Raw genomic sequence first — 17,326 nt, 5'->3', positions numbered from 1 at the left:
TCAGTACGCGAGCGCGCGGTCGACGGCGTCGAGCACGCGGTCCAGGTCCGGCAGGAAGGCTTCCTCGACCCGGGACGGCGGGTACGGCGCGTGGTAGCCGCCGACCCGCAGGATCGGCGCCTCCAGGTGGTAGAAGCACCGCTCGGTCAGCCGGGCGGCCAGCTCGGCGCCCATGCCCAGGAAGACCGGCGCCTCGTGCACCACGATGCCGCGGCCGGTCCGCTTGACCGACTCCTCCAGGGTGGCGAAGTCCACCGGGGAGAGCGAGCGCAGGTCGACGACCTCCAGCCGGCGGCCGTCCTCCTCGGCGGCCGCGGCGGCCTCCAGGCAGACCTTGACCATCGGCCCGTAGGCGATCAGCGTCGCGTCCGTGCCGGGGCGGACGATCCGGGCGTCGTACAGGCCCAGGTCGGCGGCGTCGCCGACCTCGCCCTTGTCCCAGTAGCGCCGCTTGGGCTCCAGGAAGATCACCGGGTCGTCCGACTCGATGGCCTGGCGCAGCATCCAGTGCGCGTCGTGCGCGCTGGACGGCGAGACCACCCGCAGGCCGGCGGTGTGCGCGAAGTACGCCTCGTGCGACTCGCTGTGGTGCTCGACCGCGCCGATGCCGCCCGCGTACGGGATGCGGATGGTGACCGGCATCTTGACGTGCCCGAGCGCGCGGGCGTGCATCTTGGCCAGCTGGGAGACGATCTGGTCGAAGGCCGGGTAGACGAACCCGTCGAACTGGATCTCCACCACCGGGCGGTAGCCGCGCAGCGCGAGGCCGATCGCGGTGCCGACGATGCCGGACTCGGCGAGCGGGGAGTCGATCACCCGGCTGTCGCCGAAGTCCTTCTGCAGGCCGTCGGTGATCCGGAAGACGCCGCCGAGCTTGCCGATGTCCTCGCCCATGAGGAGCGTCTTCGGGTCGTTCTCCAGCGACTTGCGCAGCGCCTCGTTGAGCGCCTTCGCGATGCTGAGCTGACCGGCCATCAGAGGTTCTCCCCCGCCTCGAAGGAGGCCGCGTACTCGACGTACTCGGCCCGTTCCTCATCGACCAGCGTGTGCGGCTCGGCGTAGACGTGGTCGAAGATCAGGGTCGGGTCCGGGTCCGGCATGGTGCGCACGCCCTCGCGCACCCGCAGCCCCAGCTGCTCGCTCTCGGTCTCGATCGAGGCGAAGAACTCCTCGTCGGCCAGGCCCTCCTTCTCCAGGAGCGCCTTGAGCCGGGTGATCGGGTCCTTGGCCTTCCAGGCCTCGGTCTCCTCGGACGGCCGGTAGCGCGTCGGGTCGTCGGAGGTGGTGTGCGCGCCCATCCGGTAGGTGAACGCCTCGATCAGCACCGGGCCGTTGCCGCTGCGGGCGTGGTCGAGCGCCCAGCGCGTCACGGCCAGGCAGGCCAGCACGTCGTTGCCGTCGACCCGGACGCCCGGGAAGCCGAAGCCGGAGGCGCGGCGGTACAGCGGGATCTTGGTCTGGGTGGTGGTGGGCTCGGAGATCGCCCACTGGTTGTTCTGGCAGAAGAAGACCACCGGGGCGTTGTAGACCGAGGCGAAGGTGAAGGCCTCGTTGACGTCGCCCTGGCTGGAGGCGCCGTCGCCGAAGTAGGCGATCACCGCGTCGTCCGCGCCGTCCTTGGTGATGCCCATCGCGTAGCCGGTGGCGTGCAGGGTCTGCGCGCCGATCACGATGGTGTACAGGTGGAAGTTCTTCTCGTTCGGGTCCCAGCCACCGTGGTTCACCCCGCGGAACATGCCGAGCAGGTTCAGCGGGTCGACGTCGCGGCACCAGGCCACGCCGTGCTCGCGGTAGGTGGGGAAGGCGTAGTCGCCGGTGCGCATGGCCCGCCCGGAGCCGACCTGGGCGGCCTCCTGGCCGAGCAGCGAGGCCCACAGGCCCAGCTCGCCCTGGCGCTGCAGCGCGGTGGCCTCGGCGTCGAACCGGCGCACCAGCACCAGGTCGCGGTAGAGGGCGCGCAGCTCCTCCGGGGTGGTGGTGAGCGGGTAGTCCGGGTGCTCGACCCGCTCGCCTTCCGGGGTGAGCAGCTGTACGAGCTCCGGCTGGGCGTCCGTACCCGTGGCGCGGAGGGTGTCAGGGACGCCGGGGGCCGCCTTCTTGCGGGCCCTCGCCGTGCTTTTGACGGTCACGTTCACTCCTCGGTCTGTCCGGCCGCCCGGGGTCGCCGGTGACCGGTCCGGTCACCGCCTCGCGGGGCGCGCGTGGGTGTGCGCACCGGCTGCAAGGCAGGTGGTGATCCTGTTCCGACGGCGTCCCTCACGAGAACGTTACCCAGCGGCAGCCCTTGGCGCGCTTGCGCTAGGACGTCCTACTTGTTCAGGGCCTACAACTGCGGGTGTGGCGCAGCTCTCAATTCGGTCGCCTTCAGGACACCTGCGCACGTTATCCGGGCGGAGCCCCGTTCGTAAGGGGGTTACCGGTATCGCTTTCCGACGCTCTGGCCGGATAGCGCTGCTCGGGCGGTGCGGGCAATAGGTCTTTCCTACGGTGATATGGGAGGCTTTGCGCGTGACTGATAAGGGACAAATCAGGGTATTCCTGCTTGACGATCACGAGGTGGTCAGGCGCGGCGTTCACGATCTCCTCTCGGTCGAGGACGACATCGAGGTGGTCGGCGAGGCCGGCACCGCCGCCGAGGCCGTCACCCGGATCCCGGCCGTCCACCCCGACGTCGCGGTGCTCGACGTCCGGCTGCCGGACGGGAACGGCGTCGAGGTCTGCCGGGAGATCCGCTCCCGGCTGCCGGAGATCAAGTGTCTGATGCTGACCTCGTTCTCGGACGACGAGGCGCTGTTCGACTCGATCATGGCGGGCGCCTCCGGCTACGTCCTGAAGGCGATCCGCGGCACCGATCTGATCACCGCCGTCCGGGACGTCGCGGCCGGCAAGTCGCTGCTCGACCCGGTGGCCACCAGCCGGGTGCTGGCCCGGCTGCGCGACGGCGGCGAGAAGGAGGACGAACGACTGTCCCAGCTCACCAAGCAGGAGCGGCGCATCCTCGATCTGATCGGCGAGGGGATGACCAACCGTCAGATCGGCAACGAGCTGCACCTGGCCGAGAAAACGGTCAAGAACTACGTCTCCAGTCTGCTCGCCAAGATGGGGATGGAGCGACGCACCCAGGCCGCCGCCTTCGTGGCCCGGCACCAGGCGGACCAGCAGCACTGAGAGCCGGGTGCATCACAGATCTGACGGTTTGTCAAGGGCCCCCGCCAGGGGGCCCTAACCTCAGGCTGTGACTTTCAGCCAGACCCTCGCCTGTGCCCCGGCCCGCCCCGACCTCACCGCACCACCGATAGGGACCCTCAGCCCGCCCGTCCCCCACCTCGCCCTGGCCGAGGTCCTGCGCCGCTACCGGGTGGGGCGGCTGCTCACCGCCGAACCGGTCGCCGAGGGCCTGTTGAACCGGGGCTACCGGGTCACCACCGAGGCCGGGACGTACTTCCTGAAGTGCTACGTCGACGCCGCCACCGCGCACCGCGGGTCGATCGCCGAGCACCACCGCGCGATGGCCGCGCTGGACGCCCTCGGACTGCCCGTCGCTCCCCCGCTGGCCTGTGCCGAACGGTCCGGCACGGTGGCGGCGTTCGGCGGCCGGCTGTTCGCGCTCTTCCCCTGGGTGGATGGCCGACACCGGCACGGCAGCGACCTCTCCCTGCCGCAGTGCGGCGCGCTCGGCGCGCTGCTCGGCCGACTGCACGGCGCGCTCGACGACGTCTGCGCCCCGCTCGCACAACCCGCCGGCTACCGCAGCGCCGACCCGCTGGACAGCGCCGCGCTCGCCCGCGACCTGCGGCTGAACGCCCGCGATCAGCGCCCGTACGGCGAGTTGGACGCGCTGGTCGAACGGCGCCTGACCGAACGGCTCGAACTGCTCGCCGAGTACGCCCACCGGCGGCCGGCCCCGCAGGCGGCCCCGCCCACCGGCTGGACGCACGGCGACTTCCACGGGCTCAACCTGCTGCACGGGGGCGGCCGGATCGCGGCCGTCCTGGACTGGGACAAGCTCGGTCCGCAGCCGCGCGCCGAGGAGGCCGTCCGCGCCGCCACCCTGGTCTTCAACGACCGGACCTCGGGCGTGCTCGACCTCGTCCGGGTCCGGCACTACTCGCAGGCCTACCGGGCCACCGGGGCCGCCACCGCGGAGCACCTGGCCGCGGCCGCCCACCGGGTCTGGTGGGAGCGGCTCAACGACTTCTGGATGCTGCAGTGGCGCTACCAGCGGGCCGACCACCGGGCCGACCCGCTCTACCCCGCCTCGGCGGGCCAGCTGGCCTGGTGGTGCCAGGAGTACGAACAGGTCCTGGACGCCTTCGCCAACTGACCCCGGCGGTCAGCCGCCGGCGCCGGCCGGGGTGGTCGGCGGCTGCGTCGGCGGCTTCGTGACCGGCGGCGGCTGGGTCGCCGTCGCACCGCCGGTCGGCGTGCCGGTCGCCCCGCCCGTCGACGTCGGGCTGGCTCCGCCGGTCGACGTACCGGTGGACGACGGGGTGGCCGACGCCGACTTGGTACCGGTGGGCGTCGGCGTCGTGCCCGGCGTGTTGTGCTTGCTCGACGACGGGTTGGGCGCCTGGCTCTGATTGTTGTTGTTGTTATTGGTGTCGGTCGGCTGCTGCGGCTTGCGGCTGTTCTGGGTGACCGGCGGCGACGTCGGGGTGCTCCCACCGGTGGTGGGCGTGTTGGCCTCGGGCGAGGTGACCGACGAGACGGCCGGCGGGGGCGTCGGGGTGGGGGTGTGGCCCCCGCCGCCGTCACTGCCGCTGAGCGCGAGCGCGATGCCGACCCCGGACGCGACGAGCACCGCCGCGACGCCGGCCACCCAGCCCCAGGGCCCGCGCCGCCGGCCGCCGTGGTCGCCCCCGTCGTCGCCGCCGCCCGAGCCGTCCTGGCCGCCGCCGTACGGTCCGCCGGCCCCCGGGTAGGGCGCGGACGGGGTGTGCGGACCGCCGGGCACCTGGTACGGCAGCATCGCCGTCGGGTCGCCCGGGCCACCGATGCCGGCGCCGAGCACCGCCGTCTCGTCCGCCCCGATCATCGGGGTGGCCCCGCTGTGGCCCTGTCCCGCGGCCGCCAGCCCGGCCGCCGCGGCACCCGCCGCCCAGGCACCGCCGGCCGCGCCGTGCATCTCGCGCAGCGCGTGCTGGAGGTGGGCGCGGAACTCGTCGGCGTCCTGGAAGCGGTCGTCCGGGTTCTTGGCGAGCGAGCGCAGCACCAGCGGGTCGAGCGCGGCCGGCACCCGCTGGTTGGCCTGCGAGGGCGGCACCGGCATGTCCTGCACGTGCTGGTAGACCACCGAGAGCGGGGTGTCGCCGGTGAACGGCGGGCGCAGCGTGAGCAGCTCGTAGAGCATGCAGCCGGCCGCGTACAGGTCGGAGCGGTGGTCGACCGGCTTGCCGAGCGCCTGCTCGGGCGAGAGGTACTGCGGGGTGCCCATGACCATGCCGGTCTGGGTCATGGTGCTGGCGGTGCCGGTCAGCGCGCGGGCGATGCCGAAGTCCATCACCTTGACCGCGCCGGTGGTCGTGATGATGACGTTGGCGGGCTTGATGTCCCGGTGCACGATGCCGTGCCGGTGGCTGTAGGCGAGCGCCTCCAGCACCCCGGCGATGATGATCAGCGCCTGGTCGACCGGCGGCGCCTCCTCGTCCACCAGCAGCTCGCGGACGGTCCGGCCCTCGACCAGCTCCATCACGATGTAGGGCGTCGACTCGTCGCCGACGTACTCCTCGCCGGTGTCGTAGACCGCGACGATCGAGTGGTGGTTCAGCGCCGCGACGGCGTGTGCCTCCCGGGTGAAGCGCAGCCGGGCGATGTCGTCCTGGGCGAGTTCGGGGCGCAGCAGCTTGACGGCGACGGTCCGGCCGAGCCGGACGTCCTGGGCGGCGAAGACCTCGGCCATGCCGCCCCGGCCGAGCCGGTGGGTCAGCCGGTAGCGGCCGTCGCCGACCGTGCCGAGCGGGGCCGCGGTACCCCGGCCGGGGGTCTGCGGGCCGCCGCCGAACGGCGGGAGCGCTGAGGTGGCGGCGCTGTCGCTGCCGGGCTCGGGCATCCTGCGGGCCCCGCCGGCCGAACCGGCCGCGCGGGCGCCCTCGTCGTCCGGCTGCTGCGTCTGTGCCATCGCTCCTCGCCCCGGGCCTTCGCTCGGATCGCGGTGCCCTGTCGCTTCGTGTCCCCGAACGCTACCGCCTCCGGACTTCCCCCGTAGCACGCCCGATCCGGGCGCACCGCGTCAGAGCAGGCCATTCCGGTCGGGCAGCTCGTCCAGGTGCAGGACGGTCGCGGGCCGCTCGGCGGACCGGGAGCTCTTGGTGTCCTTCTCCGCCTTGGTCACCACGATGGCGATGATGATGATCGCGAGGACGATCACGCCGATGATGATGCCGACGATCACCAGGGCCGTGGAGCAGCCGCCGCTGTTGGACGCGGGGGCCGGCTGGAACTGCGCCGGCATCGGCATCGGCTGGGGCGGCGGGGTGTGCGCCTGCGGCGGGAAGTGCTGCGGGGCCTGGAAGGCCGGCGGCGGGGTCTGGTACTGCTGCGGGAAGGGCTGCGGCGTCTGCGGGTGCTGCGGCGGCGGGGTCTGGAAGGCCGGCGGCGGCGTCCGGTACTGCTGCTGGAACGGCTGCGGGGTCTGCGGAGCCTGCGGGACGGGCGGTGCGGCGTGCACCGAGCGCGGGCCGTCGGTGATCACCAGCGGCGAGCTGGCGGCCAGCTGGTTGCCGTTGCCGCCGCCCTTCTCCGCCGCGATCAGCCGCTCCGCCTCGTCGCGCATCGCCGCCGCGCTCGGGAAGCGGTGCGCCGGGTCCTTGCGCAGCGCCTGGGCGACGAAGGCGTCCACCGCCGGGCCGACCGACCGGTTGACGGTGGACGGCGCCGGGGGCTCCTCCTGGACGTGCTTGTAGGCGATCGAGAACGCCGAGTCGCCGTCGAAGACCAGCTGGCCGGTGAGCATCTCGAAGAGCATCACGCCGACCGAGTAGAGGTCCGAGCGGGCGTCCACCGGCTTGCCGAGCGCCTGCTCGGGCGAGAGGTACTGCGGAGTGCCGACCACCATGCCGGTCTGGGTCATCGAGGTGACCCCGGACTCCAGCGCGCGGGCGATGCCGAAGTCCATGACCTTGACGTTGCCCTTGCGGTCGAACATGACGTTGCCGGGCTTGATGTCGCGGTGGACCAGGCCCTGGTCGTGCGAGGCCTCCAGCGCGTTCAGCACGCCGACGGTGACCCGCAGCGCCTCCTCGGTGGGCATCGCGCCGTACTGCGCGACCGCCTCGTTGATCGCGTCGCGCAGGCCCTTGCCGTCGACCAGCTGCATCACGATGTACGGGGTGGTGGAGCCGTCGGCGGCGACGTCCTCGCCGCTGTCGTAGACCGTGACGATGTTGGCGTGTTCCAGCCGGGCCACGGCCTGCGCCTCGCGGCGGAACCGCTCCTTGAAGGACTCGTCGCGCCCGAGCTCGGCGTGCATGCTCTTCAGCGCGACCGGCCGGTGGAGCACGTTGTCGTAGGCGAGGTGCACGGAGGCCATGCCGCCCTCGCCCAGCACCCGCTGCAGCACGTACCTGCCGTTGCCCAGGGATTGGCCCTCGACCGCCGCGTTGCCGTGCTCGCTCATGGTCCTCTGCTCCCCCTCGGCGCGGTCGTGCCGCCGCAACCGTGACGTTCGGTCTCGTCCGTGCGTGGTCGGGCCCGGTTCTCCCGGCCCGCCCGACCCCTGTCGCAGCGCTCGCCAGGCCTGCGACAGGGGCTCAGGGTATCGGCTCGCGGCGACAGTGATCGGCGCAGGGCCGACACTGTGTCCGAGCCGCGACCCACTACCGGGTGGTAGTGGGTCGGTCGTGCGTGCGGCGCCGGATCGTGGCGGTACGTCCGATACCGGGCGGCCACCAGGGGGCCCCGCGGCGCCGACCGGGGCGACCCGGCCGGTCCGGCGGCGGGCCTACAGGTACGGCCCGGAGCGGATGCCGCGGCCCTCGCCGGGCTCGTCGCCCTCCTGCTCGGCGCCGTGCAGGCCGGGCGGCAGCGCCCGGCGCATCTGCTCCAGCTGCGCCCGCGCCGCCATCTGCTGGGCGAACAGCGCGGTCTGGATGCCGTGGAACAGCCCCTCCAGCCAGCCCACCAGCTGCGCCTGCGCGATCCGCAGCTCGGCCTCGGTCGGGATGGTGTCCTCGGTGAAGGGGAGCGAGAGCCGCTCCAGCTCCGCGACCAGCTCGGGGGCCAGCCCGAGCTCCAACTCCTTGATGGAGCTGGCGTGGATGTCCTTCAGGCGGACCCGGCTGGCCTCGTCGAGAGGAGCCGCCCTGACCTCCTCCAGCAGCTGCTTGATCATGCTGCCGATCCGCATGACCTTGGCCGGCTGCTCCACCATCTCGGTCACCGGGAGCTCGCGCGGCCCTTCACCGTCGTCCTGCGCCGAGCCGGCGAACCCCTGGCCCACGGGCAGCCCGTCCGGTCCGACGATCAGCACCTTCTGGCCGTCCTGCGACTGCCCGCCCATGGCCTGGTACAGCTCCTGCGGCGAGCGCTCGTTCATCGGATTCGTCATGAACAACATTCTCCCTCACTGGGGTTGGTCGGGCGGAAACCCCCGACCGCACCACCGCCGCCGCCGTGGCCGAACCCGCCCCGCTGCCACCGCCGCTGCCACCGACCGCCACCGACCGCCACCGTCGCGGCACTTCCGGGCACGACGCTACGCCCCCGCGCGGGGGCCCGGCATCCGTACGGATACTCAGTTCGCGCGGGGCCGCGGGCCGGCCGGCCGGCTCAGCCCTTGCGCAGCCGCAGTCCGATCAGGCCCAGTCCGCAGCCGATCAGGCCGAGGCCCGCGCCCAGCGGGAGCTGGAGCGTGGAGGCGTCGTGCCAGCGGGCGGGCAGCACGGTCGTGACGGCCGGGACGGCACCGGCGGCCTGCTGGGCGGTCGCCCCGGCCGCCACCGTGGCGCTGTCCGGCACGGCGTCCTCGGCCGGCGCGGTGGCGTCCGGCGAACCCGGGTCCGCCTCCGGGGCGGCCTGCTCGGCCCCGACCGCCTGGTCCGGCGCCTGCGCCGGCCGGTACTCGGGGGCCCGCTCGGGCGCGGAGGCCGGCCGGTGCCGGCGCCCGGCCGCGTCCCGGTCGGCCCAGGGCCCGCCGGCCGCCGGCCCGGGGCGGGGGCGCCCGTTCTGGTGCTGCGGCGGCGCGGCGGCCACCGGGGGCACGGCCGACGGGGCGGCCGGCTGCGCGCTCGGCGGCGGCGGCGTGCCGGTCGGCGCGGGCGGCGCGCTCGGGGCCGGCTGCGCGAGCGGGGCGGTGGCCGGCGCGGTGACCGGCGCCGGCGAGGGTGCGGCGGAGGGCTCGGGCGAGGCCCCGGAGGATGCCGGGCCGGCCCCGGCGGACGGCGAACCGGACCGCCCGGGGCCGCCGGGCAGCGGCCCGTCCGCAACCGGCGGACCGGGCTCGGACGGCTCGGACGGCATGGACGACGTCGACGGCGCGGACGGGTCTGCCGGCGCGGACGGGTCGGACGGCGCAGCGGGTGCGGCGGGTGCGGCGGAGGTCTCCGGCCCGGCGACGGCCTCCCGGACGGGCTCCCGGCCGGCCCCCGGGAGGCCGGCCGGCCGCTCCGGCGCGGCGGCCGGGGCCGACGGCACGACGACCAGCGGGAGGGCGAGGCCGAGCACCGCCACCGTCAGCAGCCGCCGCAGTCGGCGGTCGCCGCGACGGCCGCGGCGACCGCCGGTACCGGCCCGGCTCCGGGTACGGCCGTGGGACGGCGCGGTGGGCAGCGGTCCGAGGAACGCGTTCGAAGGTGCGGCCACGGTCGAGGTCCTTCCGACGGCCGACCGCGCACAGGCGGGGTCGGCAGTGGGACAGCTCCGGACCAGCGTCACACAATCGGACATTCCGGGCATTTCGAATGGCTGTGCACCACCCGCCCCACCGGACGGCGGTCACCGCCCCGAGGGCCCGGTCGGGCCTCAGGCCCGCAGCACCACCTTGCCGACCTGCTCGCCCTTCTCCAGCACCCGGTGCCCGGCGGCCGCCTCGGCCAGCGGCAGCACCCGGTCGATCACCGGCCGGACCAGGCCCGACTCGACCAGCGGCCAGACGTGCTCGCGCACCGCCGCCACGATCGCGGCCTTCTCCGCCAGCGGCCGCCCGCGCAGGTTGGTCGCGATCACCGCGCCGCGCTTGCGCAGCAGCGTGTTGAGGTTGATCTCGCCCTGCACCCCGCCCTGCAGCCCGATGATCACCAGCCGGCCGTTGACCGCCAGCGCGTCCACGTTCCGCTGCAGGTAGGCGGCGCCCATGAGGTCCAGGATCACGTCCGCCCCGGCGCCGCCGGTGGCCTCCGCGAGCACCTCGACGAAGTCATGCTCGCGGTAGTCGATCAGGATGTCGGCACCGAGCTCGGCGCACCGGGCCAGCTTCTCGGCGCTGCCCGCGGTCACCGCCACCCGGGCCCCGACCGCCTTGGCCAGCTGGATCGCCATCGTCCCGATGCCGCTGGCCCCGCCGTGCAGCAGCACCGTCTCGCCCGGCCGCAGGTGCGCGACCAGGAAGACGTTGGACCACACCGTCGCGGCGACCTCCGGCAGCGCGGCGGCCTGCTCCAGGTCGAGACCCTTCGGCACCGGCAGCAGCTGCCCGGCCGGCACCGCGACCCGCTGCGCGTACCCGCCACCGGCCAGCAGCGCGCACACCTCGTCGCCGACCGCCCAACCGGCCACCCCGGGACCGAGGGCGACGATCCGGCCCGAGCACTCCAGACCGGGGTAGGGCGAGCTGCCGGGCGGCGGGTTGTAGAAGCCCTGCCGCTGGAGCAGGTCGGCCCGGTTGACGGCGGTCGCCGCCACCTCGACCAGGACCTCGCCGTCCGCGGGCACCGGATCCGGCACCTCGGCCCAGACGAGTGCCTCGGGCCCACCGGGTTCAGGAATCGTCATCGCATGCATGACCCGAAGCTACTGCGTCCCGGCGGGGCCGCGGGGGCGCCCCGCGCGGCCGGTGGGAGCGCCGGTCCGGCCGGGCGGCGGCGGCCGGTCCGGCCCGACCGCCCCGTTCGGCCCGCCGACCGGTTCAGCCCGCCAGCCCGGCCAGCACCTCGGCGCCCGGCAGGGCCGCCAGCGCCCGGCCCGGCAGGATCAGCTTGCCCCGCCGCCGCCCGCTGCCCACCAGGACGTACGGCGCCCCGGCCACCGCCGCGTCGATCAGCAGCGGCCAGCCGGCGGGCAGGCCGACCGGGGTGATGCCGCCGTACTCCATCCCCGTCTGCGCGACCGCCGCGTCCATCGGCGCGAACGAGGCCTTGCGCGCCTCCAGGCGCTTGCGGACGGCCTTGTTGACGTCCACCCGGGTGTGGGCGAGCGCCAGGCAGGCGGCCTGCGTGGTCTCCCCGCCGCGCTTGGCGGCCACCACCACGCAGTTCGCCGAGGCCTCCAGCGGCACCCCGTAGGTCTCGCAGAACACCGCGGTGTCCGCCTTCTCCGGGTCGGTGTCCACGTAGAGCACGGACCGGGCGGCCTCCCGGTCCTCCCACGTCGCGAGGGCGTCGGCCACCGGCCCGGCGAGGAGGTCGAGGACGTCCAGGGCCGGGGCGACCGTCTCGAACGTGCCGAAGGGGGGCTGCGGTTGCTCAGTCATGACACGGACTGTAGCCACCGGCCGGTCACTTGATGACGATCACCCGGTCGGTGAGCTGGAGCACCTGGGCCTCCGGCTCGGTGTAGTTGATCACCCGGCGGCCCCGGACCACCGCGACCACGAGGTCCTCGCAGTCGCGCGGGCCGTGCCCGGCCTCGGCCCGGGTGACCGGGCGCTCGATCACGTCCAGGCCGTTGCCGTAGGTGAGCAGGTCCTCCATGACCGCGCCGGCGTGCGGGCTGAGCATCGACATGCCGAGCAGCCGGCCCGCCGAACTGGAGCTGGTCACCACGACATCGGCACCGCTCTGCCGCAGCAGCGGCGCGTTCTCGTCCTCCCGCACGGCCGCGACCACGGTGGCCGCCTTGGTCAGCTGACGTGCGGTCAGCGTGATGAGGACGGCGGTGTCGTCCCGCTCCGGCGCCACCACCACCCGCGCGGCCGCGGGCAGTCCGGCGCGCAGCAGGGTGTCGGTCCGGGTGGCGTCGCCGACCACCCCCACCAACCCGTGCTGGGCGGCCTGGTCGATCACCTTGCGCTGCGGGTCGACGACGACGATCTCCTCCTTGCGCAGCCCCTGGCCGAGCAGGGTGTCGACGGCGCTGCGCCCCTTGGTGCCGTAGCCGATCACGACGGTGTGCTCGCGCACGGTGGACCTCCAGCGGTTCAACCGCCACTGCTGGCGGGTGCGTTCGGTCAGCACTTCGAGCGTGGTGCCGACCAGGATGATCAGGAAGACCACGCGCAGCGGGGTGATCACGAAGATGTTGGTGAGCCGGGCGCTGTCGCTGAACGGGGTGATGTCGCCGTACCCGGTGGTGGAGAGCGTCACGGTGGCGTAGTACGCCGCGTCGAGGAAGCTCACCCCGCCGCCGGCGTTGTCGTTGTAGCCGGCCCGGTCCAGCCAGACGATCACGGTGGTGGCCACCAGCACGGCGAGCGCCACCAGCAGCCGCGAGCCGACCTGCCGGACGGCGGGCGCGGACCGCCGGGCGGGCAGCACGATGCCGGCGTCCGCCCACGGCTCGGTACCGGGGGTCACCGGGCGCAGCGGCGACTCGCGGCGGCGGGCGCTCACGGGACCTCCAGGAGTTCGACGGCGCCACCGGCCGCCGCGCCGCCGGGCGGCACCACGGCGAGCGCCTCGGCGCGGGCCAGGCCGCGCAGCATCGCCGGGCCGTCGAAGGCCAGCGGGACGACGCCCCGCACGGTGCGGCGCACCGGCAGCAGCCGGGTGTCGGCGGGGTGACCGGCCAGGTCGACGGCGGCGGGCGCGAGCACCGGCTCGCCCACCGACCGGCCGCCCCGGGCGTGCAGCAGCGGCAGGGCGAGGGTGACGGCGCCGGCCACCGCGGCCAGCGGGTTGCCCGGCAGGCCCACCAGGTGCCGGCCGCCCGGGAGTTCGGCGAGCAGCATGGGGTGGCCGGGGCGGACGGCGACGCCGTCCACCAGCAGCCGGGCGCCGGCCTCGGCCAGCGCCCGGTGCAGGAAGTCGACCGGACCGGCGGCCGTCCCGCCGGTGGTGACCACCACGTCGGCGGTGGAGTGCCGGACGGCGTCCCGGAGCAGGCCGAAGTCGTCCCGGACGGCGCGCGGTTCGCCCACCTCGGCACCGGCCGCCCGCAGCCAGGGCGGCAGCAGCGGTCCGAGCGCGTCCCGGACGAGACCGGACTGCGGGATCCCGGAGCCGAGCAGTTCGTCGCCGAGGACGAGGAGTTCGACGACCGGACGGCGGCGGACCGCCAGCCGGTCGTGGCCGCAGGCCGCGGCGAGGCCGAGCACGGCCGGGCCGACCGGCGTGCCGGCGGCCAGCAGCGCCTCACCGCGACGGCACTCCTGGCCGCGCGGGCGGACGTCCTGGCCGGTGGTCAGCGAACCCGGGGTGCGGTCGTGCAGCAGGGCGCCGATCCGCTCGCCGTGCTCGCGACGGAGCACCGCGGTGGCACCGGACGGCAGGCGGGCGCCGGTGGCGATCTCGGCGGCCGCGCCGTCGGCCAGCGGCGGCACGTCCGGCTGCCCGGCCAGTATCCGCCCGGCGACCCGCCAGGGGCCCGGACCGGCGACGGCCCAGCCGTCCATCGCCGAGGTGTCGAAGGCGGGCAGGTCGGTGAGGGCGGTGAGCGGCTCGGCGAGGGTGCGGCCGAGCGCGTCGGCCAGGTCCAGGCGCTGCGGCGGGAGCGGGTGCAGCCCGGCCCGGCGGGCTGCCGCCCGGGCCTGCGGCCACGTCAGGGGCCCGGCGGCGGAGCGCCCGCCGGGCACGGCGGCCTCCTCGACGGTGCTCACGGCTGCTCCGACCCGGCCGCCGCCGTCCAGCGCTCGGCGAGTTCGGCGGCCCGCCGGGACGCCTCGGCGACGGCCTCCGGACCGCCGCCGCGCTGCGCGGCCGCGTAGCCGACCAGGAAGGCGGTCAGCGGCGCGGCGGGGCGGGCCACCCCGTGCGCGACCACCCGGGTGAGGTCGAGCAGTCCGCGGACGTCGACGTCCAGGTCGATCCCCAGCTCGGCCCGGACCTCGGCCATCCAGTCATCCAGCGTGCGCTCCATGGGCCCCATGCTGCCTGATCGGCGGTTACCCCGGGATGTTTCCCCCGTGAGCGGCGCGCGTCGTTTCCCGCACGGCGGGGTGACCGGCCCCGTGCGCCGGCCGCGCCCCGCGGTGCCGCGCCGGCGGACGCACCGCGCCGGGCCTACGCACCGTCCCGTTCGCGGGCCCGCTCCAGCTCCTCCCAGGTGTCGCAGTCGTAGGTGACGTCATCGGTGTCGGCCAGCCGCAGGGTGCGCAGGCCGCCGGTCAGCCGGCGCAGCGGCAACCCGGCCGGCTCCCCGGCGGCGGACAGCGCGGCGCGCAGGGCGGCGGTGCGGTAGGCGGCGGCGAGCGGCTGGTCGCGCCCGGCGGCATCGACCAGGACGGCCGCGTCGACCGGACCGGCGGGGCCGCGCTCCGGGTCCGCCTCGGCGAGGGCCCCGACCAGCCGGCGCACGGTCCGCTCGTCCAGGAACGGCAGGTCGGCGGCGAGCAGCAGCACCACCTCGGCCGTCACCTCGGCCAGGCCCGCCGCGACGGCCGCCACCGGCCCGCCGCCGGGCGGCCGCTCGCGGGTCCAGCGGACCCCGGCCCGGGCGGTGGGCCGGACCGGGCCGACCACCACGGTGGTGCGGGCGCCGGCGGCGGCGGCGAGCACCCGGTCCAGCAGCGCCGTCCCGCCGACGGTCAGCCCGGGCTTGTCCGCGCCACCGAGCCGGCGGGCGGCGCCCCCGGCGGGCACGATCACGTCGTACGGCGTCATGCCGCCAGTATCCGCCCGGGGCGGGTCAGTCCTCGGGGTCCTCGTCGACGAGCTCCGCGTCGACGATCCCGTCCTCGTCCGCCTCGGGGTACCGGGGGCGGGCCAGGTTGGCGGCGACGCTCAGCTCCAGGATGGCCGGCAGGGTCAGCTCCCCGTACCGCTCGCCCACCGCGGCGACCAGCCCCTCCGCGTCGCCCGGGTGCTCGGCCAGCAGCCGGTCGAAGTCCTGCAGGTACTCGCCGGTGAAGGCGAGCACCCGGGCCGCGTCGTCGTCCTGCTCGGGCGCCCGGTGGCCGGCGATCACCCGGTCCGCGCCGAGCTCGGCGATCCGGCCGAGGCTGCGCACCCACGCGGTGCGCTGTTCCGGGGTGGTGTCGGCCGTCCAGACGTGGGTGCCGTTGTAGACGAAGTCACCGGCGATCACGGTGCGGATGCTGGGCACGTGGACCACCGTGGAGCCCTCGCAGTCGCCCTGGCCGAACAGCAGCACCGGGATCACCTGGCGGTCGACCATCAGCGGCTGGGGCAGCAGCGGCGCGGGCACCAGCGGGTGGTCCGGGATGTCGTCGCCGTACACCGGCTTCCACTGGGCGACCTTGGCGGCGGCGGTGCGCAGGATGCCGTCCACCACCGGCGGCGCGGCCAGCAGCTGCGCCTGCGGGAAGAGCCTCAGCACCTCCTCGGCGCCGAAGTAGTGGTCGGGGTGCTGGTGGGTGATCACGATGGCCAGCAGCCGGCGGTTCTTGCCGGCCACCCACTCGGCCAGCTCGCGGCCGGCGCTGCGGGTGAGCTGGGCGTCGACCAGGATCGCGGTGTGCTCGCCGAGGATCAGGGTGGAGGTGGCGAAGAAGGCCGACTCGGGACCGGTGAAGACGGCGATCTCCAGCGGCCGGACACCGGCCGCCTCGGCCCCGCCGGCCCCGGCGAAGTCGCCGTCCGCGTGCTCCGCGCCGGCGCTCCCCTCGGGCGAGGACGACGTCACTGGCTGCTCCCTCCGGTCGGCGGTCGGACTCCCTGCGCCCTACAGCATGGGAGTACGGCCCGCCGATTGCGCGGAAGGCGCGCCCGACGGGGCACGCCTTCCGATCACGCCGGGGGCCGGTCGGGCTGCCCCGGGGGCCGCTCTCAGGCGGCCACCGCCTTGGCGCGGCGTGCCGCGTCCTCCAGTGCCCGGGCCTTGGAGTCGGCGGCCTGCTGCACGAAGTCCGCCATCGCGGGCACGGACGCCGCCAGGGTGAACTCGGGGACGATGAAGTCGACCTCCAGCCCGAGCATCCCGGTCAGCACCTTCTCCAGGTAGGTGGTGACGAACTCGTACGGCTCGCGCGGGGCACCGGGCGCGTAGGAGCCGCCGCGCGCCGCGACCACCGTCACCGGCGTGCCCGCCGCCGAGGGGGCGTCCCCCGCCGTGCGGCCCATCAGGATCACCTGGTCCAGCCAGGCCTTGAGGCCGGACGGGATCGTGAAGTTGTACATCGGGGTGCCGATCACCACCGCGTCGGCCTGCTCCAGCTCCGCCATCAGCTCCTCGCGCAGCGCGAAGGCGGCCGCCTGCTCGGGGCCGCGCCCCTCGGCCGGGGTGAAGGCGGCGGTGATGCCGTGGGCGTCCAGGTGCGGCACCGGACGGGCGGCGAGGTCGCGGTGGATCACCACGCCGTCCGGGTGCTGGTCCTGCCAGGCGGCCCGGTAGGCGGCCGAGACCTCGCGGGAGACCGAGCCGTCGGTGAACGCGGACGAGTCGATGTGCAGCAGAGTGGGCATGGCGAACCTCCATCAGGTAAGTAGCTGCTCTTTCCGCCGCAGCTGCAAGTACCGTAGCAGCTTACTTTTCTGCAGTCACTAGGGGACGCACGAGTACGCTGTAGCCATGGCCCAGCACGAAGTGACCGAGCAACTGCCCGCCGCTTCCCTGGCGTGCGGGGAGGCGACGGCCGCCTGCAGCGGCACCGAGATCGCGCTGACCCGGGTCTTCACCCTGCTCGGCAAGCGCTGGACCGGCCTGATCGTGGCCGTCCTCACCAACAACGGCCCCGGCTACTTCTCCGAGCTGCGCCGCGCCGTCCCCGGCATCAGCGAGCGCATGCTCTCCGACCGCCTCACCGAGCTGGCCGACGCCGGGCTCGTCCTGCGCCAGGTCGACGAGGGCCCGCCGCTGCGCGTCAGCTACCGCCTCACCGAGGCGGGCGCGGCCCTGCGCCCGGCCCTCACCGAGCTCGCCGTCTGGGCCGACCAGTACCTGCCGGACAGCGCGCTCAGGCCGCCCGGCTCCTGCTGACCCGCTCCCGCCCCGCCGGCCGCCGCGCCGGCCGCCGCCGGACAGCACGAAGCGCCCGGGCCCGCCTGTGGAGTACAGGCGGGCCCGGGCGCTGTCAGGTCCTTGTGCTGCCGGTTCGTGTGGCTGCCGGCTCTTGTGCTTG

The 17,326-nt window shown here is 74.9% G+C and carries 15 protein-coding genes and 2 pseudogenes; 3 read left to right on the top strand and 14 right to left on the bottom strand.

The window, feature by feature from the left end; translation table 11 throughout:
* A complete protein-coding gene (locus ACWDRR_RS14600; protein ID WP_449772512.1) occupies positions 1-975 on the bottom strand; it encodes an alpha-ketoacid dehydrogenase subunit beta in 975 nt (324 codons plus the stop codon).
* Complete coding sequence (gene pdhA / locus ACWDRR_RS14595; protein WP_449772511.1) at positions 975-2,129, bottom strand: pyruvate dehydrogenase (acetyl-transferring) E1 component subunit alpha; 1,155 nt, start codon at positions 2,127-2,129, stop codon at positions 975-977. Before pdhA ends, ACWDRR_RS14600 begins: the two co-directional genes overlap by 1 nt.
* A 379-nt stretch (positions 2,130-2,508) precedes the next feature.
* Between pdhA and ACWDRR_RS14590 the strand changes: the two genes are divergently transcribed.
* Positions 2,509-3,168 carry a response regulator gene (locus ACWDRR_RS14590; protein ID WP_449772510.1) on the top strand — a complete coding sequence of 220 codons (660 nt, stop codon included), beginning with the start codon at positions 2,509-2,511 and terminating at the stop codon, positions 3,166-3,168.
* A gap of 67 nt (positions 3,169-3,235) precedes the next feature.
* Positions 3,236-4,324, top strand: a complete 1,089-nt coding sequence (locus tag ACWDRR_RS14585) for a phosphotransferase enzyme family protein (RefSeq protein WP_449772509.1) — start codon at positions 3,236-3,238, stop codon at positions 4,322-4,324.
* Between the two features lie 9 nt (positions 4,325-4,333).
* On the opposite strand, the gene ACWDRR_RS14580 is transcribed toward ACWDRR_RS14585, so the two are convergent.
* From ACWDRR_RS14580 to ACWDRR_RS14525, 12 genes and pseudogenes are all read right to left on the bottom strand, one after another.
* Positions 4,334-6,049 carry a protein kinase domain-containing protein gene (locus ACWDRR_RS14580; protein ID WP_449772543.1) on the bottom strand — a complete coding sequence of 572 codons (1,716 nt, stop codon included), beginning with the start codon at positions 6,047-6,049 and terminating at the stop codon, positions 4,334-4,336.
* Between the two features lie 180 nt (positions 6,050-6,229).
* Positions 6,230-7,615 (bottom strand): protein kinase domain-containing protein, encoded by a 1,386-nt coding sequence (locus ACWDRR_RS14575; protein WP_449772508.1) that lies wholly within the window; start codon positions 7,613-7,615, stop codon positions 6,230-6,232.
* A gap of 324 nt (positions 7,616-7,939) precedes the next feature.
* A complete protein-coding gene (locus ACWDRR_RS14570) occupies positions 7,940-8,545 on the bottom strand; it encodes a bacterial proteasome activator family protein (RefSeq protein ID WP_449772507.1) in 606 nt (201 codons plus the stop codon).
* A 221-nt stretch (positions 8,546-8,766) separates the two neighbouring features.
* On the bottom strand, positions 8,767-9,798 hold the full coding sequence (locus ACWDRR_RS14565) for a hypothetical protein (RefSeq protein ID WP_449772506.1): 1,032 nt from the start codon (positions 9,796-9,798) through the stop codon (positions 8,767-8,769).
* A gap of 159 nt (positions 9,799-9,957) precedes the next feature.
* Positions 9,958-10,935 (bottom strand): NAD(P)H-quinone oxidoreductase, encoded by a 978-nt coding sequence (locus ACWDRR_RS14560; protein ID WP_449772505.1) that lies wholly within the window; start codon positions 10,933-10,935, stop codon positions 9,958-9,960.
* A gap of 124 nt (positions 10,936-11,059) precedes the next feature.
* On the bottom strand, positions 11,060-11,623 hold the full coding sequence (locus tag ACWDRR_RS14555; protein WP_449772504.1) for a YbaK/EbsC family protein: 564 nt from the start codon (positions 11,621-11,623) through the stop codon (positions 11,060-11,062).
* A 25-nt stretch (positions 11,624-11,648) separates the two neighbouring features.
* Positions 11,649-12,674 carry a potassium channel family protein gene (locus ACWDRR_RS14550; protein WP_449772542.1) on the bottom strand — a complete coding sequence of 342 codons (1,026 nt, stop codon included), beginning with the start codon at positions 12,672-12,674 and terminating at the stop codon, positions 11,649-11,651.
* A 23-nt stretch (positions 12,675-12,697) separates the two neighbouring features.
* Complete coding sequence (locus ACWDRR_RS14545; RefSeq protein ID WP_449772503.1) at positions 12,698-13,906, bottom strand: molybdopterin molybdotransferase MoeA; 1,209 nt, start codon at positions 13,904-13,906, stop codon at positions 12,698-12,700.
* A pseudogene (locus ACWDRR_RS14540) lies at positions 13,903-14,160 on the bottom strand (DUF6457 domain-containing protein); the annotation flags it as partial. The gene ACWDRR_RS14545 and the pseudogene ACWDRR_RS14540, both read right to left, overlap by 4 nt.
* Before the next feature lie 161 nt (positions 14,161-14,321).
* Positions 14,322-14,909 (bottom strand): annotated as a pseudogene (mobA, locus tag ACWDRR_RS14535) (molybdenum cofactor guanylyltransferase); the annotation flags it as partial.
* 25 nt (positions 14,910-14,934) lie between these two features.
* Complete coding sequence (locus ACWDRR_RS14530) at positions 14,935-15,891, bottom strand: MBL fold metallo-hydrolase (RefSeq protein WP_449772502.1); 957 nt, start codon at positions 15,889-15,891, stop codon at positions 14,935-14,937.
* 143 nt (positions 15,892-16,034) lie between these two features.
* Positions 16,035-16,670 (bottom strand): FMN-dependent NADH-azoreductase, encoded by a 636-nt coding sequence (locus tag ACWDRR_RS14525; RefSeq protein ID WP_449772501.1) that lies wholly within the window; start codon positions 16,668-16,670, stop codon positions 16,035-16,037.
* A 106-nt stretch (positions 16,671-16,776) separates the two neighbouring features.
* On the opposite strand from ACWDRR_RS14525, the gene ACWDRR_RS14520 reads away from it, so the two are divergent.
* Complete coding sequence (locus ACWDRR_RS14520) at positions 16,777-17,184, top strand: winged helix-turn-helix transcriptional regulator (RefSeq protein WP_449772500.1); 408 nt, start codon at positions 16,777-16,779, stop codon at positions 17,182-17,184.
* The last annotated feature ends 142 nt before the right edge of the window (positions 17,185-17,326 follow it).

This window comes from Kitasatospora sp. NPDC003701, from assembly GCF_053587085.1.
Note: the sequence above shows the minus strand (reverse complement) of the source record. Positions and strands in the feature narration are given on the sequence as shown.

Excerpts from the sequence above, each read along its gene's own strand:
- ACWDRR_RS14575 (WP_449772508.1), bottom strand. The coding sequence starts at position 7,615 with ATGAGCGAGCACGGCAACGCGGCGGTCGAGGGCCAATCCCTGGGCAAC.
- ACWDRR_RS14600 (WP_449772512.1), bottom strand. The coding sequence starts at position 975 with ATGGCCGGTCAGCTCAGCATCGCGAAGGCGCTCAACGAGGCGCTGCGC.
- ACWDRR_RS14555 (WP_449772504.1), bottom strand. The coding sequence starts at position 11,623 with ATGACTGAGCAACCGCAGCCCCCCTTCGGCACGTTCGAGACGGTCGCC.
- ACWDRR_RS14520 (WP_449772500.1), top strand. The coding sequence starts at position 16,777 with ATGGCCCAGCACGAAGTGACCGAGCAACTGCCCGCCGCTTCCCTGGCG.
- ACWDRR_RS14560 (WP_449772505.1), bottom strand. The coding sequence starts at position 10,935 with ATGCATGCGATGACGATTCCTGAACCCGGTGGGCCCGAGGCACTCGTC.
- ACWDRR_RS14570 (WP_449772507.1), bottom strand. The coding sequence starts at position 8,545 with ATGACGAATCCGATGAACGAGCGCTCGCCGCAGGAGCTGTACCAGGCC.
- ACWDRR_RS14525 (WP_449772501.1), bottom strand. The coding sequence starts at position 16,670 with ATGCCCACTCTGCTGCACATCGACTCGTCCGCGTTCACCGACGGCTCG.
- ACWDRR_RS14580 (WP_449772543.1), bottom strand. The coding sequence starts at position 6,049 with ATGCCCGAGCCCGGCAGCGACAGCGCCGCCACCTCAGCGCTCCCGCCG.